At 64.8% G+C, this 15957-nt stretch carries 13 protein-coding genes; 6 read left to right on the forward strand and 7 right to left on the reverse strand.

The window, feature by feature from the left end; all coding sequences use genetic code 11:
* Positions 1-17 precede the first annotated feature (17 nt).
* The 7 genes from FGL95_RS06220 to FGL95_RS06250 form a co-directional block, all read right to left on the reverse strand.
* Positions 18-1313: a sulfate adenylyltransferase subunit 1 gene (locus tag FGL95_RS06220; RefSeq protein ID WP_169585365.1), complete on the reverse strand. Its 1296-nt coding sequence runs from the start codon at positions 1311-1313 to the stop codon at positions 18-20.
* Position 1314: 1 nt separating this feature from the next.
* Complete coding sequence (cysD, locus tag FGL95_RS06225) at positions 1315-2283, reverse strand: sulfate adenylyltransferase subunit CysD (protein ID WP_240962799.1); 969 nt, start codon at positions 2281-2283, stop codon at positions 1315-1317.
* A complete protein-coding gene (locus FGL95_RS06230; RefSeq protein ID WP_240962800.1) occupies positions 2262-2996 on the reverse strand; it encodes a phosphoadenylyl-sulfate reductase in 735 nt (244 codons plus the stop codon). The genes cysD and FGL95_RS06230 overlap by 22 nt, the downstream gene beginning before the upstream one ends.
* A complete protein-coding gene (locus tag FGL95_RS06235; RefSeq protein ID WP_169585366.1) occupies positions 2993-4801 on the reverse strand; it encodes a nitrite/sulfite reductase in 1809 nt (602 codons plus the stop codon). The genes FGL95_RS06230 and FGL95_RS06235 overlap by 4 nt, the downstream gene beginning before the upstream one ends.
* Positions 4802-5106: 305 nt before the next feature.
* Entirely contained in the window at positions 5107-7386 is a 2280-nt protein-coding gene (locus FGL95_RS06240) for a putative bifunctional diguanylate cyclase/phosphodiesterase (protein ID WP_169585367.1), read from the reverse strand.
* Between the two features lie 139 nt (positions 7387-7525).
* Positions 7526-8416 (reverse strand): serine hydrolase, encoded by an 891-nt coding sequence (locus FGL95_RS06245; protein ID WP_169585368.1) that lies wholly within the window; start codon positions 8414-8416, stop codon positions 7526-7528.
* Positions 8413-9294 (reverse strand): LysR family transcriptional regulator, encoded by an 882-nt coding sequence (locus FGL95_RS06250; protein WP_338079733.1) that lies wholly within the window; start codon positions 9292-9294, stop codon positions 8413-8415. Before FGL95_RS06250 ends, FGL95_RS06245 begins: the two co-directional genes overlap by 4 nt.
* Positions 9295-9476: 182 nt before the next feature.
* Between FGL95_RS06250 and bla the strand changes: the two genes are divergently transcribed.
* The 6 genes from bla (at position 9477) to FGL95_RS06280 (ending at position 15941) form a co-directional block, all read left to right on the forward strand.
* Complete coding sequence (gene bla / locus FGL95_RS06255; protein WP_169585370.1) at positions 9477-10379, forward strand: class A beta-lactamase; 903 nt, start codon at positions 9477-9479, stop codon at positions 10377-10379.
* 79 nt (positions 10380-10458) lie between these two features.
* Positions 10459-11667 (forward strand): radical SAM family heme chaperone HemW, encoded by a 1209-nt coding sequence (gene hemW, locus FGL95_RS06260; protein ID WP_169585371.1) that lies wholly within the window; start codon positions 10459-10461, stop codon positions 11665-11667.
* An 80-nt stretch (positions 11668-11747) separates the two neighbouring features.
* Positions 11748-12791: a heat-inducible transcriptional repressor HrcA gene (hrcA, locus tag FGL95_RS06265; RefSeq protein WP_169585372.1), complete on the forward strand. Its 1044-nt coding sequence runs from the start codon at positions 11748-11750 to the stop codon at positions 12789-12791.
* A 90-nt stretch (positions 12792-12881) separates the two neighbouring features.
* Positions 12882-14036, forward strand: coding sequence for a molecular chaperone DnaJ (gene dnaJ, locus FGL95_RS06270; protein WP_169585373.1), 1155 nt, complete (start codon positions 12882-12884; stop codon positions 14034-14036).
* 9 nt (positions 14037-14045) lie between these two features.
* On the forward strand, positions 14046-14792 hold the full coding sequence (locus FGL95_RS06275) for a 16S rRNA (uracil(1498)-N(3))-methyltransferase (protein WP_169585374.1): 747 nt from the start codon (positions 14046-14048) through the stop codon (positions 14790-14792).
* Between the two features lie 93 nt (positions 14793-14885).
* A complete protein-coding gene (locus FGL95_RS06280; RefSeq protein WP_169585375.1) occupies positions 14886-15941 on the forward strand; it encodes a PhoH family protein in 1056 nt (351 codons plus the stop codon).
* The last annotated feature ends 16 nt before the right edge of the window (positions 15942-15957 follow it).

Raw genomic sequence — 15957 nt, forward strand, 5'->3', positions numbered from 1 at the left:
AGTTGTGGGGGTGGCGGTCAAGCCTTGCCGCCGACCTCGACCGCGCTCAGTACATTGCCGACCAGACCGGCGGCGAGGGTGTTGCCGCCTGCGGGATCGATGAGCAGGAAGCTGCCGGTGTGGCGGTTCACGGCGTAGTCGTCGGCGACGATCGGCTCGGCTACGCGAATCGAGATGAGGCCGATGTCGTTGAGCGCCAGGGTTTCCGGGTCGGGAGCAGCGGTGAGGTTCTGTTCGTCGAACCGCTCGACCAGGGTGCCGACGATTGCCTGGGTCGTACGCGTGCCGTGCTTGAGCAGCAGTCGCGCGCCGGGGCGGAGCGGCTTCTCGGCCAACCAGCAGACCGTGGCGTCGAATTCACCGATCGGCTCGGGTGCGTCGATCGGTGAGGCGATGGTGTCGCCACGGGAGATGTCGACGTCGTCGCTGAGGACCAAGGTGACGCTGCGGCCGACCTGCGCGACGCTCAGTTCGCCGTCGGCGGTGTCGATGCGCTCGACCGTCGTGCGGATGCCGGACGGCAGGACGACGACCTCGTCACCGGGTGATACCGAACCGGCGGCAACCTGGCCGGCGTAACCGCGGTAGTCCGGGTACTCGGCGGTACGTGGGCGGATCACGTACTGGACGGGGAAACGGAGGCCGATTTCGTGCCGGCCTGCGCTGTCGGCGTCGACCGGAACGGATTCCAGGTGCTCGATCAGCGACGGACCATCGTAGTAGGGCGTGTTCTCCGATCGTGACGCGACGTTGTCGCCGTGCAATGCGGAGACCGGAATCTCGGTGACATCTTCGGTCGCCCAGCCCAGAGTGCTTGTGAGCGAGTTGAACTCGGCGGAGATATCGGCGAAGACCTTCGCGGGGTTGTCGACAAGGTCGATCTTGTTGACAGCCAGGACGAGCTTCGGCACACCCAGCAACGCGAGAACTGCTGCGTGCCTGCGGGTCTGCTCGATCACGCCCTTGCGTGCGTCGACGAGGAGGATGACGAGCTGCGCGGTCGAGGCGCCGGACACAGTGTTTCGCGTGTACTGCACGTGTCCGGGTGTGTCAGCGAGGACGAACGACCGCCGGGGAGTGGCGAAGTAGCGGTACGCCACGTCGATCGTGATGCCCTGCTCGCGTTCGGCGCGGAGACCGTCGACAAGCAGTGAGAGGTCGGGCGTCGCCAGGCCCTTGTCGACCGACGCCCGAGTGACCGCGTCGATCTGGTCTGCGAGAACGGATTTCGTGTCGTACAAGAGGCGACCCACGAGCGTGGACTTGCCGTCGTCGACGCTGCCGGCGGTGGCAAGGCGCAGTAGATCACTCATGTCAGAAATAGCCCTCACGCTTTCGGTCTTCCATTGCGGCTTCGGAGACGCGGTCGTCCCCTCGGGTAGCGCCGCGCTCGGTAAGTCGGGATGCGGCGACCTCGGCAAGAATCGCCTCGTTGTCAGCCGCGTCGGACAGGACTGCGCCGGTGCTCGAACCGTCGCCGACCGTGCGGTACCGGACCGAACGGGTCTCCAGCACTTCACCCTCGCGCGGACCGCCCCAGGAACCAGGCGTCATCCACATGCCGTCGCGCTTGTAGACGGGGCGCTGATGGGCGTAGTAGATGTTGGCGAGCGCGACGTCGTCGCGGGCGATGTAGCGCCAGATGTCGAGTTCGGTCCAGTTGCTCAGCGGAAAGACGCGGACGTGCTCGCCGGGCGCATGCTTGCCGTTGTACAGGTTCCACAGTTCGGGGCGCTGGCGCTTCGGGTCCCACTGACCGAACGAGTTGCGCAGGCTGAAAATTCGTTCCTTCGCGCGTGACCGCTCCTCGTCGCGACGGCCACCGCCGAAGACGGCGTCGAAGCGGTGCTCGGCGATCGCGTCGAGGAGCGGGACGGTCTGCAGCGGGTTGCGAATGCCGTCGGGGCGCTCGGTGAGGCGACCGTCAGCGAGGTAGTCCTCCACCTTCGCGACGTGCAGGCGCAGGCCGTAGCGTTCGACGATCTCGTCGCGGAAATCGAGCACCTCGGGCAGGTTGTGCCCGGTGTCGACGTGCAGCAGCGCGAACGGCAGCGGAGCGGGCCAGAAGGCTTTGAGCGCCAAGTGCAGCAGGACCGTCGAGTCCTTACCGCCGGAGAAGAGGATCACCGGTCGCTCGAATTCGCCTGCGACCTCACGGAATATGTGGATCGACTCGGACTCGAGTGCGGCGAGCGTGTCGTAGGCAGGCGCGGAGCCTGCGGAGCGCGCATTGAGCAGAGTGTTGGCTTCGATTGTTGTCGTCATGATGCGTGCAGCCCGCATTCGGTCTTGGCGAGTCCGGCCCAGCGGCCGCTTCTCGGATCGGCGCCCGGAGCGGGCTTCAATGTGCATGGTGCGCATCCGATGGACGGATACCCTTCCTCGACAAGAGGATTGACGAGGATGCCGTGTTTTTCGATGTAATTGGCCATGTCGTCGTCGGACCACGCCGCGATCGGATTGATCTTGACCAAACCGAACGCTTCGTCGAACGAAATCAGGGGTGCATTCGCCCGCGTCGGAGCTTCGACGCGGCGGATACCGGTGACCCACGCGCTGTAGTCCTTGAGCGTGTTCTGCAGCGGCACAACTTTTCTCAACCTGCAGCATTCACCGGGATCGCGAGCGAAGAGGTCCTTGCCGAGCAGTCGGTCCTGATCGGCGACGCTGTTCTCCGACTGAGCGTTGATGATGTTCACGCCGTAGACGGCCTCGACCGCGTCGCGCGTGCCGATCGTCTCCGCGAAGTGGTAGCCGGTCTCCAGGAACAACACGTCGACGCCGGGGTGGACCTGAGTTGCCAAGTGCACCAACACCGCGTCCTGCATGTTCGACGCGACGATGAAGTCCTTGCCGAAGTTGTCTTCGGTCCATTGCAGGAGATCGTGCGCCGACGCACCGTCCAGCTCGGTGGCGCCCCGGGTCGCGAGCGCCCGCAGCTCTGTCTCGGCAAGCTTTGTCGTCATCTGCGCTGTCTTCTCTTCGCCGACGCTCATCGTAGATCCGCCTCGTCTGCTCGCACGGCCCACTGCGCGAACCGTTCGCCCTCGTTGCGATGTTTGATGAAGTTCCGGACCACCCGGTCGATGAAGTCGCCGATCTCCCCGGTGGTCACCTTGTGCTGCCGCAGCTTCCGACCGAAGGCACTGTCGAAGCCGAGGCTGCCGCCAAGGTGAACCTGGAAGCCTTCGACATGATTCCCGGTGCCGTCGTCGACAAGCTGGCCCTTGAAGCCGATATCGGCGACCTGGGACCGCGCGCACGAGTTCGGGCAGCCATTGATATTGATCGTGACCGGCACGTCCAACTGCTCGTTGAGGTCGGCCAACCGCTCTTCGAGTTCCGGCACGAGAGCCTGTGAACGCTTGCGGGTTTCGGCGAACGACAGCTTGCAGAATTCGATGCCACTGCACGCCATCAGGTTCTGGCGCCACCGCGACGGGCGGGCTGGCAGGTCCAATGCATCCAGGTCGGCGATCAGCTGATCGAGCTTGTCGTCGGCGACGTCGAGGATGATCAGCTTCTGGTACGGCGTGAAGCGAACGCGGTTCGAACCAGCCTTCTCGGCGGCGTCTGCGACCGCGAGGAGCCGCGTGCCCGAGACGCGCCCGGCGATCGGGGCGACACCGACGGCGTTGAGCCCGTTCTTCAGCTTCTGAATACCGACGTGGTCGATCGGCACCGTCGGTTTCTCCGGAGCCGGGCCGTCGATGAGCTTGCGCTTCAGGTACTCGGTTTCGAGAACGTCCCTGAACTTCTCGATGCCCCAGTCCTTGATCAGGAACTTCAGGCGCGCCTTGGCCCGCAGCCGGCGGTAGCCGTAGTCGCGGAACAGCGAAACGACCGCCTCCCACACGTCCGGGACCTCGTCGAGCGGGATCCACGCGCCGACGCGCTGAGCCATCATCGGGTTCACCGACAGTCCGCCGCCGACCCAGAGATCCAGGCCCGGACCGTGCTCGGGATGGTTGACGCCGATGAACGCAATGTCGTTGATCTCGTGGACCACATCCTGCTGGCCCGAGATCGCGGTCTTGAACTTGCGGGGGAGGTTCGAGTACTCCTTCTTGCCGATGTAGCGGCGCACGATCTCGTCGATCGCGGGAGTGGGATCGATGACCTCGGTCAGCGATTCACCGGCCAGGGGAGACCCGAGTACGACGCGAGGGCAATCGCCGCACGCCTCGGTGGTCTGCAGACCGACGCTTTCGAGGCGGCGCCAGATCTCGGGAACGTTCTCGACCTCGATCCAGTGGTACTGGACGTTCTCGCGGTCGGAGAGATCGGCGGTGTCGCGTGCGAAGTCGACCGAGATCTGGCCGAGGGTCCGCAGCTGTTCGGTAGTGAGTGCGCCACCGTCGCAGCGGATGCGCATCATGAAGTACTTGGCTTCGAGCAAGTCGATGTTCTCGTCGCCGGTCCAGGTGCCGTCGTAACCCTGTTCGCGCTGGGTGTAGAGCCCCCACCAGCGGAAACGGCCACGCAGGTCGCCCTTGTCGATGCTGTCGAAACCGTTCTTCGAGTAGATGTACTCGATGCGGTCGCGGACGTTGAGCGGGTTGTCGTCCTTCTTGGCTTGCTCGTTCGGGTTCAGTGGCTCGCGATAGCCGAGCGCCCACTGGCCTTCGCCGCGGCGCTTCGCCGGGCGGGCGGTGCGCTCACGCGGCGCCACGGTCGCCGGAGCTGCCGGGCGAGGACGGTCCGCCCGAACTTTGCGTTCGGACGCTGGCTTGTCCGGTCGAGCATGGTGGGCTGGCGCCGGGACGGCTGAATCGTCCGTCCGCGGGGGGCTCGACGTCATGTGAGAATGGCTCCTGCAAATCAAGGTCGCCGGTGCGATGCGCGCGCGCGAGGGCTGGTCGCGCTTCTGCAACCGCAGCCTGGCGAATCAGAATCGGGCTGGCTGGTCTAGCAGGTTAAACGTGCAGACAGCAGGAGCTACAGACGCGCTTGAAGTCGACGTGACGTCGCGAGACGAGGCACACGCCAGTGCTGCGGGGTTGCTCCGCAAGCTGCGCTCCACGTCCGGTCATGGCCTCATTCTGCCACAGTTCCGGCATTTCCCTGAAAATCGGGGGAAATACGGCTAGGCGACGACGGCGCTGACTACTGACCTTGGGCGCGGAGCTGAGACGCAGGTCTCACGTGATCTGTCCACGGCTGCATCATCGGTAGCGGCATGCCGAACAACCAACCCTGCGCGAACTGACAACCGATCGCTTTGACCTGTTCCAACTGGTCCGCGGATTCGACTCCCTCGGCGACGGTGATCAGACCGAGGGCGGTCGACATCGCCTCGATCGACGTCACGAGGACGTGATGCTTGGGATCACCCTCGTCCTGCGTGCCCAGGGCTGCGATGAAGCTCTTGTCGATCTTGACTACGTCGATCGGATATTTGTTGAGATTGCCGAGCGCCGAATAGCCGATCCCGAAGTCGTCGATACAAATGGTGACGCCGAGGGAGCTGAGCTGCTCGAGGATCGTCAGCGCGATGTCGTCGTCATCGATCAACGCGGTTTCGGTTAGTTCGAGCCACAATGCAGACGCCGGAAGTCCGTACGCGGCAAGGGTGTCGGTCACCGTGCTCACGAAGTCGACGTCCCGAAGCTGTCTGGCGGACAGGTTCACGGAGACGGCCTGATTGCCTCCGTCGATGGCGTTGCGCCATTGCGCAAGTTGTTCGCAGGCGCGGCCCAGCGCCCAGCGGCCGATGTCGATGATGATGTCGCTGGATTCTGCGATGGGGATGAAGTACTCCGGGGGATGGACGATCCCGTCGTGGTGCCAGCGGATCAGCGCTTCGAACGCGGCGGTTTCGCCGGTGGCCACGTCGATGATCGATTGGTAGTAGAGCTCGAATTCATGGTCGTCGAGGCTCTCGGTCAGGTCCGTCGTCACCTTCAATTGTTCGACGGCGCTCGCGCGCAGCTGATCGTCGAAGAAGGCGTAGCTGCCGGTTCCACGTGACTTCGCGTGATACATCGCCGAGTCTGCCTCGCGGATCAGGTCGTCCAGGTTCGGTGGCGTTTTACCACCCGTCGTGCGAGCGATTCCGATGCTCGTGGACAACGTCACCCGCACGCGCCGCAGCGTGAACGGCTTGCTGAACTCGTCGAGGATCGCACGGGCCAGAGCGTCCGTGCGCTCGGGATCAAGATAGGTCGTCACGACGAATTCGTCGCCGCCGTGCCGATGGACCCAGCCTCTGTCACCGACGACGTTCGCGAGCCGTTCGGCGGCAGCCTTGATCAACTCGTCGCCCGTTCGGTGGCCATAGCTGTCGTTGACGAGCTTGAAGTTGTCCAGGTCCATGAAAAGCAAGCTCATCGGCTCGAACGGTCCGTGCCGGTCGAGGGCAGCGTGTTCGGCATACAGCGATGCTCGGTTGGACAGACCGGTGAGCTCGTCGTGCATAGCGAGATGTCGTGCATCGGATTCTTTGCCCGCGATTGTGCGAACCGCCCGCTCGCTGCGGAGGAGTACGCCCGCGATCAAGCACGAGATCAAGACGGCTCGTACGACTTGATCCCATACGCCGAACGGCGGCCGAGCCGCCGGAATGGCGGCTGCCAGCATGCAGATAGCGGCCACCTCGACGAATCGCTGCCGAAACCGATCGGGTACTGATCCGGCGCCGGTCCCGATGTCGACCATGCTCGGGTGCAACGCCGCAGCGGCAAACAATCCGTACGTCGTGATGAACACGGCCATATAGCTGCCGCCCCTGATCGCCGTTCCTTGAGCTGCGTCGATCGCGAGCAGGCCGTCACCGATCAGCTGGGTGAGGAACGCGCCGAAGATCATCCCGAACGCACGGTTACCCCGCGCAGACGTGTACGCCACGTGCGTGACGACCGCGAGCACGATCGCGTCGAACACGAGGTGGGTGGCCGATGAGAAACGCGGATCGCTCGCCGGGGCGTGCTGTGCGAATGCTGGTGCCAGCAGCAGGACCCACACCGTGATGAGCGCGCCCACACCGACGATCGTCGAGTCGATCGACACCGTTCGCGCGGTTGCGGGCGCATAGGCGCGCAGCCAGGTGACCGCAGCGGCGACCTGCAGCGGATAGGTGAGCAGCATGATCAGCTGCGGTGTGAGCGGCACGGGGTTGTCCGCCGTTGCGAGCGCGCCGGTCAACATGCCACCGAATGCCGACGCGATGCACGAGGCGAGGAGCAACCACCACGGCAACGCGAATGCCGGTCGACGGCTTCGGATTCCGACGAGTATCGATGCGATCGCAGCCAACGACGTGACGACCAGAAGCGCAGTGCAGAGTGTGGTGGATCCGACGATCAGCGCAATCAGCGTCTGCGCCACCGAGAGGCCAAGGAAGACGTACGCGATGGTTGCCCCTCTGCGCGGCCCCGATATTCGCATGGTCGTCGTCTCCTGGCACCGCTTCGTTGATCGGATGTTATCGCAGCGCTGGTGCGGCGGGGCGGGTTGCGACCCTTCCGCAACCGTGCGCGCGTCTCACCCGCCCAGGGGTGAAAATCGCGCACGGTGTGGAAGGCGCTCAGGTTCCCGATCTGAGCTCGGTGACTGCCACTCGGGCAGCGAGCCCGATTGCGTGATCGACGACCGGCAAGAACAGATCAGCCCGCGCCGAGCGGGTATAGACGGAAACAGCGATCGGCGTTTCGTGGGGGAAGACGACAACTGCGGCTTCGTTTCTGATCGGACCGATTGTTCCCGTTTTGCCGGCCACCGTGACGTCGTCATAGGGAAATGCAGACCGGATGCGATGAGGCCAGATCTGCTGTCCGAGGATTGTCCGCATCAACGCGCATTGTTCGCGACTGGCTGCGGTGTTTGTCCAGATGCACTCCAGCACCCGGTTGGTGTCGGCCGCTGAGGTCGCGGTCGTGTAAGCCGGGTCGAACGCGGCGGTTTGGTGCACGGTGTTGTTGCTCGCGAGAAGTGCGACAGCTTCATCCAGGGTGAGGCTGCCGGTGTCGTGGACGATCTGTTCGTGAACGGCAGCGGTTCCGCCGATGACCCGGGTGTTCGTGAGACCGAGGTCGGAAATTACGTCGTCGATCGCCCCGAGGCCGACCGCGGACAGCACTACGTCGGCTGCGGCATTGTCGGACACGGTCATCATCGACCGGACGATGTCGCGCCACGACATCGTGACCGGGTCGCTGAACGTACACAGGCCGGTGGGTCCGGGTGTGCATTCGCGTGGCACCACTCTTATCGCTTGCTGTGGGTCGAGCTGTCCCCGATCGAATGCCCGTGCGGCGGCGACCATGACGACGAGCTTGTACACGGACGCGGCAACGACCGGTTCGGTGCCGCCGAAGTCCACCACCGATTCCGGTTTCCCGACGACCTGCGCACGCAACCATCCACGGCAGCCCGCATCAGCGAAAATGGCGCCGATTTGGTCGATGGTCGCTGTCATTTCGAAAACCGGCGCAGCGCTTTGTCGAGTGCGTAGACGAGGTTCGAATCGGGTTGCCCGGCTGCGGTGATTGTTCGAAGCCGGAGGGCCACATCGTCGGCCAGCATTCGCCGATGGACCGTTCCGGTATGGACGGGGGCGGCCGCAGTAGCGAGGCCGAAACTGGTGCCGGATGCAACCGCGATGGCGATGTCGCGGTGGGTCGACGCAAGTTGGGTGTTCGGGTCGAGGCCCCGTCGTCGGAACGCGTCCAGCTGCAAGTCGTGCGACGGTGGGTTGGCCGACCGTGGGACGGTGACGAAATCGAGTCCGGCCAGCATTGCGGCTCGTGGGGTATCGGCTGACGCGGCGCGGTGCTGCGCGGGCACGACGACCTGCCGTGGCAGCGTGACCATGGGTCCAGCGCCGAGACCGTCGATCAGCGCCGGGTGCTCGACCACTGCCACATGCAGCGTTCCTCGCCGAACCGCTTCGACAAGTTCGTCGGTGTGGGCTGTCACAGTGGTGACCGGCAGCGGTTCTTCGGCCATGGCCGTGCGCAACGTTGCGATGCAAGCGGTAACGATTTCGGTGTCGACCTGCGGCACGATGCCCCAGCGCAGGTGCTTGATCGGCCCGGACAATCGCTCGGCTTCGTCGAACAACCGGGCCACGTCGTCGACGATCAGTTTCGCGCGCGGCAGCAGGACCGCCCCCTCGGCAGTCACGCTCGCACCTGTCGAACTGCGTTCGACCAGGCGTACTCCCAGCTGCTCCTCCAACCGGCGCAGACCTTGCGAAACCGGTGGTTGAGTAACTCCCAATCGGGTCGCCGCACGGCCGAAGTTGCGAAGCTCGGCGACCGCGACGAAGTACTTCAGATGTCGAATCAAGTCCACCGGTCGATCGAAGCACGGTCCGGCAGCGACGCGGTCGGCGCCGGACCGCTCCCGGCACATTTTCGGTCGTAACCGAGCGGCAGATGCTGCACCGATTCGTGATCGCTATCGCGACACGCTCGCAGGGGACTTGGCGTAACGGGCGGCCGACGTGATGTGTATGGAACGTGATCAACGACAGGATGACCAGACGGCAAGTCTTGGCCGGATTTGCGGCGGTGGGGCTCACCGCCGTCACCGGCTGCGCAAGCAAGCAGAAGGCAGACACCCCTACGGCAGCGGCCGACGAATCCGTCGATCCGGCATTCGTCGACCTCGAGAAACGCTTCGATGGCGTGCTGGGACTGACGGCGATCGACCTGCGGACCGGTTCGACGATCCGGCACCGAGCGTCCACCCGGTTCGCGATGTGTTCGACGTTCAAGGTCTATGCGGTCGCGGCGGTGCTCGGGCGGAGTGATCGTGGCGAACTCGATCTCGCGACATCGATTCCGGTGGCACCTGTCGATGTAGTCGCAAACTCGCCGGTCACTGCCGACCGTGCAGGTACGGACATGACTCTCGCCGATCTGTGTGCCGCAGCATTGATCAACAGCGACAACACCGCAGGCAACCTGCTGCTGCGCGAAATCGGGGGACCCTCTGCCATAACGGAATTCGCACGAACGGTGGGTGATGCGGTGACCAGACTCGATCGCTGGGAGACCGATCTCAACACTGCGATACCTGGCGATGAACGAGATACGACGACCGCCGAGGCGTTGACGACGGGCTTTCTGAAAGTTCTGACTGGCGACGTTCTGTCCGTCGCGTCGCGCGACCGGCTCGAGAACTGGATGCGCTCGAACGTCACCTCCGCCAAACGGATTCGGGCGGGACTACCCGCCGAGTGGACCAGCGCGGACAAGACCGGCGGGGGAGACTACGGCGCGACCAACGACGCGGGACTGCTGACCGGTCCCGCCGGGCAGCGCGTGATGATCACCATCCTGACCCGCACCGCGACCAACCGTAGGGAGTCGGATCCGTTGAACGACTTGATCGCGGCCACCACCGCTGCGGCGTTGGATCGTCTCGGGCACTGAGCTGCGGTTGCCATGCGTAACCCCGTGCGCGCGTCTCACCCGCCCAGGGGTGAAATTCACGCACGGTGGGTGGCGGACAATGGCACGCATGACGTCCTTCGAGCTCCCGACGACGGCGCTCGCGGGTCTGGGCACGCGACCGTTCGGCATCTACATCCACGTCCCGTTCTGCGCGACCCGCTGTGGATACTGTGACTTCAACACCTACACGGCGGGGGAGTTGGGGTCGTCGGCGTCGCCGGAGTCGTGGCTCGAGGGATTGCGGACCGAACTCGACCTCGCCGTCGAGATGATCGGCTCGATACCCGCTGACACGGTCTTCGTCGGCGGGGGAACTCCGTCGCTGCTGGGCGGCGACGGACTGGCGGACGTGCTCCAAGCCGTACGGTCCACGTTCGGGTTGGCCGCCGACGCCGAGGTGACGACCGAGTCGAATCCGGAGTCGACGTCACCCGCGTTCTTCGACCGAATACGTGATGCTGGCTACACCCGAGTGTCGCTGGGTATGCAGTCCGCCGCGCAGCACGTGCTGAAAGTTCTCGACCGCACGCACACGCCTGGGCGTGCCGTTGCGGCAGCGATCGAAGCGCGCGACGCCGGCTTCGACCACGTCAACCTGGACCTGATCTACGGCACGCCAGGCGAACGCGACACCGACCTCGACGCCTCGCTGCAGGCCGTTCTTGCAGCTGGCGTCGATCATGTGTCCGCCTACGCGCTGATCGTCGAAGACGGCACGGCGCTGGCCCGCAAGGTCCGTCGGGGCGAGTTGCCTGCGCCGGATGACGACGTACTCGCGTCCCGCTACGAACGGATCGACCAGGCACTGGAGAAAGCCGGTCTGCGCTGGTACGAGGTCTCGAATTGGGCCGCCGACGAAGACGCGCGTTGCCGCCACAACCTCGGCTACTGGGACGGCGGCGACTGGTGGGGTGCTGGTCCTGGAGCGCACAGTCACGTCGGTGGGGTGCGCTGGTGGAACGTCAAACACCCTGCGCGTTATGCCGAGCAGCTGGCCGGTGGTGTCCTTCCAGTCGGTGGGTCAGAGCAGCTGAGCGCCGCGGACCGACACCTGGAACGTGTGATGTTGACAACGCGGCTGCGGACCGGCCTGCCGCTCGCTGACCTCGACAGCACGGAACGCGCCGCAGCCGAGCGCGCGGCCGACGATGGCCTGGTCCAGCAAACTGCAGGTCACTTCGTTCTGACCGACCGCGGGAGACTGCTCGCCGACGCGGTGGTACGCGACATACTTACTGTGAGTGAATTTCTCCCCTCCGGGGGTTAGACGCGCGCACGGGCTTGCGGCGCCTAAACTGGGACTTCAGGGTTGTCGCGAAGTTCGCCGCAGGCAGTAGGAGGTGGATTATGTCGAGCACTGAAGACAGACGCTTCGAAGTGCTGCGGGCCATTGTCGCCGACTATGTGTCCACCAAGGAGCCGGTGGGATCGAAGGTGCTGGTCGAGCGCCACAACCTCGGTGTTTCCAGCGCCACGGTCCGTAATGACATGGCCGTGCTGGAGGCCGAGGGCTACATCACGCAGCCGCACACCAGCTCGGGGCGCGTGCCTACCGACAAGGGCTACCGCCAGTTCGTCGACCGGATTTCCGAGGTCAAGCCGTTGTCGCCCGCCGAGCGGCGCGCCATTCTGGAGTTTCTCGAATCGGGTGTCGACCTCGACGACGTGTTGCGTCGTGGGGTCCGCCTGCTCGCCCAGCTGACTCGGCAGGTCGCGGTGGTGCAGTACCCGACGCTGACCTCGTCGTCGGTGCGCCACCTCGAGATCGTCGCGCTCAATCCCGCCCGGCTGCTGCTGGTGCTGATCACCGACAGTGGCCGCGTCGACCAGCGGATCGTGGAGCTGGGTGACGTCATCAACGATGCGCAGCTGTCGCAGTTGCGCACGCTGATCGGCGCTGCCTTGGAAGGCAAAAGGTTGGCTGCTGCGTCGACCGCGGTCGCCGAGCTGGCCGACAACGCGCCGCCCGACATCCGAAATGTGGTCGTTCGCGCCGCGACTGTGCTGGTCGAGAGCCTGGTGGAACATCACGAGGAGCGGCTGGTCCTCGGCGGAACTGCCAACCTCACGCGCAATGCCGCAGACTTTGCCGGCACCAACGGCTTCCCGGGCTCGCTTCGCGCGGTCCTGGAGGCGCTGGAGGAGCAGGTGGTGGTACTCAAGTTGCTCGCTGCCGCCCAGCACCCCGGAACGGTGACCGTGCGGATCGGCGAAGAGACTCAGGTCGAGCAGATGCGCGGGACGTCGGTGGTGTCGACCGGTTACGGCACAGCGGGGACGATCTTCGGGGGAATGGGGGTTCTCGGACCCACTCGGATGGACTACCCGGGAACAATCGCATCGGTCGCTGCCGTTGCGAGATATATCGGCGAGGTACTCGCCGAGCGCTAGTTCGACGCCTGCGACCATCCTCGACGGATTTGGTCCTACGCAGGCGTGTTGCAAGATAGATGGACACCAAACAGGACGAGAGACTCGAACGTGGCACGCGACTACTACGGAATACTGGGCGTCGGCAAGGACGCGTCAGACCAGGAACTCAAGCGGGCCTACCGCAAACTCGCACGCGAGTTGCACCCCGATGTGAATCCAGACGAATCAGCGCAGGAGCGGTTTCGCGAGATTTCCAGCGTTTATGAAGTGCTGTCCGACCCGGAGAAGCGCCGCATCGTCGACCTCGGCGGTGACCCGCTGGAATCGGGTGGCGGCGGTGGCGGATTCGGTGGCGCAGGCTTCGGTGGCGGACTCGGTGACGTGTTCGAGGCGTTCTTCGGTGGCGGAGCTGCAGGTGGCGGTCAGCGTCGGACTCGTGGCCGCGTACAGCCTGGCGCTGCATCGTTGCTGCGCACGCGGCTGACGCTGGAGGAGTGCGCGACCGGCGTCACCAAGCACATCACCGTCGAGACCGCGATTCTGTGCGACGTCTGCATCGGCGCTGGTACGAACGGCAATTCGAAGCCGGTCCGTTGCGATACCTGCAAGGGCATGGGCGAAGTTCAGACGATTCAGCGCTCGTTCCTCGGTCAGGTCATGACCTCGCGCCCCTGCCCGACGTGCCGTGGTGTCGGCGAAGTCATCCCCGACCCCTGCCGCAAGTGTGGCGGTGACGGACGTGTCCGGGCGAAGCGCGAGATCACCGCACGCATTCCGGCCGGCGTCGGCAATGGCATGCGAGTGCGGCTCGCGAGTCAGGGTGAGGTCGGGCCCGGTGGCGGTCCGGCAGGTGACCTGCACGTCGAGGTCGTCGAGCAGCAGCACGACATCTTCGTCCGTGACGGCGACGACCTGCACTGCAGTGTCCGGGTGCCCATGGTCGACGCTGCTCTCGGTACGACGGTCGTCATCGACACGATTCTCGGCGGTCCAACGGAAGTGACCATCGACGCAGGCACGCAGCCGGGTGCGGTCGCGACGTTGCGCGGGCAAGGCATGCCGAAGCTACGGTCCACGACTCGCGGCGACCTGCACGCGCACTTGGAGGTCGTCGTCCCGACCAGGTTGGACGGAAAACAGGCGCACGCGCTTCGCGACTACAAGAAGCTGCGCGACAGCGAGCACGCCGAAGTCGTGTCGTCGCATTCAGCAACACCGGGCGGGTTGTTCTCCCGTCTCCGCGCGTCGTTCTCCGGGCGCTGAGCTAATTCTGTGGCGGCCACCGTTTTCTACCTCGACCCGCTGCCGGAGGTAGCTGCAGTCGCGGTGCTCGACGGTCCGGAAGGCCACCATGCCGCAACGGTCCGGCGGATCCGCGTGGGCGAGCGGCTGACGCTCTCGGACGGTCGTGGTGGACTAGCTCAGACGGAAGTTGTTGCTGCCGAGCATGATCGGCTCGATCTGCTCGTGAAGTCGCGTTCTGTCGCGCCGACGCCGCACCCGAAAGTGACTCTCGTCCAAGCACTCCCGAAATCGGAGCGCTCGGAATTGGCGGTCGAGCTCGCGACCGAGGCAGGCATCGACGCAATCGTGCCGTGGGAAGCGGCACGATGCGTCGCGCGGTGGAAGGGCCCGAAAGCTGAAAAAGGTGTGGCGAAATGGCGCGCCGCTGCACTCGCGGCAGCGCGGCAGTCGCGTCGTCCGTACGTCCCACCGGTCGCCGAACTCCACGACACTGCTGCGGTCGAGACTCTCATCCACGACGCAGTGGTTCGGGGCGCGCTCGTCGTCGCGTTGCACGAGTCGGCGATCGTTCCCTTCGGGAAGCTGTTGCTCGCTGCTGCCGAGGAGGTCGTGCTGATCGTCGGACCCGAAGGTGGTATCGACGACGCCGAGCTGGAGCGATTCGGTAAGGCCGGAGCCGCGACCGCCCTGCTCGGTCCGACGGTGTTGCGCACGTCAACGGCCGCCGCCGTGGCGTTGGGTGCGATCGGCGTGTTGACACCGCGGTGGGGTTGAGCGCTCCACTAATCCACTGGGCCGTTGTCGGACCCCGGAGTTAGACTTTGGAGACACGCCGCGCGAAACCGGAAAGTAGGCCATAGCTACACATTGACTGAACAGAGCGATAGCCCGAGCGGGATTGCTACTGGTCCGGCCGCGCGGACAGTCCGCTCAGGCATCGAAATCGCCCCTGAAGCTGTCTTCCCACTGCTGGGTTCGTCGGATGAGAACCTCCGCCAGCTGGAGAAGCTATTCGACGCGGATATCCATGTTCGTGGCAATTCGATCACCCTGACCGGCAAAGCTGCGGACGTTGCGCTAGCCGAGCGAGTGATCGAGCAGCTCGTGTCGTTGGTCGGACGCGGTCAGGCCATCTCGACAGAGACGGTCCGGCACACGTATTCGATGCTCACCCAAGGCCTTTCGGAATCACCCGCCGAGGTATTGAGTCTCGACATCCTGTCGCGACGCGGCAAGACGATCCGACCGAAGACGCTGAATCAGAAACGCTACGTGGACGCGATCGATGCGAACACCATCGTGTTCGGCATCGGTCCGGCCGGTACCGGCAAGACCTACCTCGCCATGGCGAAGGCGGTCCAAGCGTTGCAGGCCAAGCAGGTCACGCGCATCATTCTGACGCGCCCGGCGGTTGAGGCGGGGGAGCGGCTGGGCTTCCTGCCTGGCACGTTGAACGAGAAAATCGACCCGTACCTGCGGCCGCTCTACGACGCGTTGCACGACATGATGGATCCAGAGTCGATACCGAAGCTCATGGCTGCGGGAGTGATCGAGGTCGCGCCGCTGGCGTACATGCGTGGCCGCACGTTGAACGACGCGTTCATCATCCTCGACGAGGCGCAGAACACGACGGCCGAGCAGATGAAGATGTTCCTCACTCGGCTCGGCTTCGGGTCGAAGATCGTCGTCACCGGCGACGTCACTCAGGTCGACCTTCCTGGTGGCGCGCGGTCCGGGCTGCGGGCAGCGTCGGAGATTCTCACCGATATCGACGACATCCACTTCGCGCAGCTCAACAGCAGCGACGTCGTCCGGCACCGGTTGGTCTCCGACATCGTCGACGCCTACGAGCGCGCGGAGACGAATCTCGACCGGGCGCCGCTCGGCAATCGGGCCCACCGCCGTGCAGCGGGAAGGCGTTGAGTGTCTCGCCTGCAGA

The organism is Antrihabitans stalactiti (assembly GCF_012932915.1).
In the GTDB taxonomy this organism is placed as follows: Bacteria; Actinomycetota; Actinomycetes; order Mycobacteriales; family Mycobacteriaceae; genus Antrihabitans; species Antrihabitans stalactiti.

Coding starts and splice junctions, on each gene's coding strand:
- FGL95_RS06235 (WP_169585366.1), bottom strand. CDS start 4,801: ATGACGTCGAGCCCCCCGCGGACGGACGATTCAGCCGTCCCGGCGCCA.
- FGL95_RS06230 (WP_240962800.1), bottom strand. CDS start 2,996: ATGAGCGTCGGCGAAGAGAAGACAGCGCAGATGACGACAAAGCTTGCC.
- FGL95_RS06240 (WP_169585367.1), bottom strand. CDS start 7,386: ATGCGAATATCGGGGCCGCGCAGAGGGGCAACCATCGCGTACGTCTTC.
- FGL95_RS06245 (WP_169585368.1), bottom strand. CDS start 8,416: ATGACAGCGACCATCGACCAAATCGGCGCCATTTTCGCTGATGCGGGC.
- FGL95_RS06220 (WP_169585365.1), bottom strand. CDS start 1,313: ATGAGTGATCTACTGCGCCTTGCCACCGCCGGCAGCGTCGACGACGGC.
- hemW (WP_169585371.1), top strand. CDS start 10,459: ATGGCACGCATGACGTCCTTCGAGCTCCCGACGACGGCGCTCGCGGGT.
- bla (WP_169585370.1), top strand. CDS start 9,477: ATGACCAGACGGCAAGTCTTGGCCGGATTTGCGGCGGTGGGGCTCACC.
- hrcA (WP_169585372.1), top strand. CDS start 11,748: ATGTCGAGCACTGAAGACAGACGCTTCGAAGTGCTGCGGGCCATTGTC.
- cysD (WP_240962799.1), bottom strand. CDS start 2,283: ATGCGGGCTGCACGCATCATGACGACAACAATCGAAGCCAACACTCTG.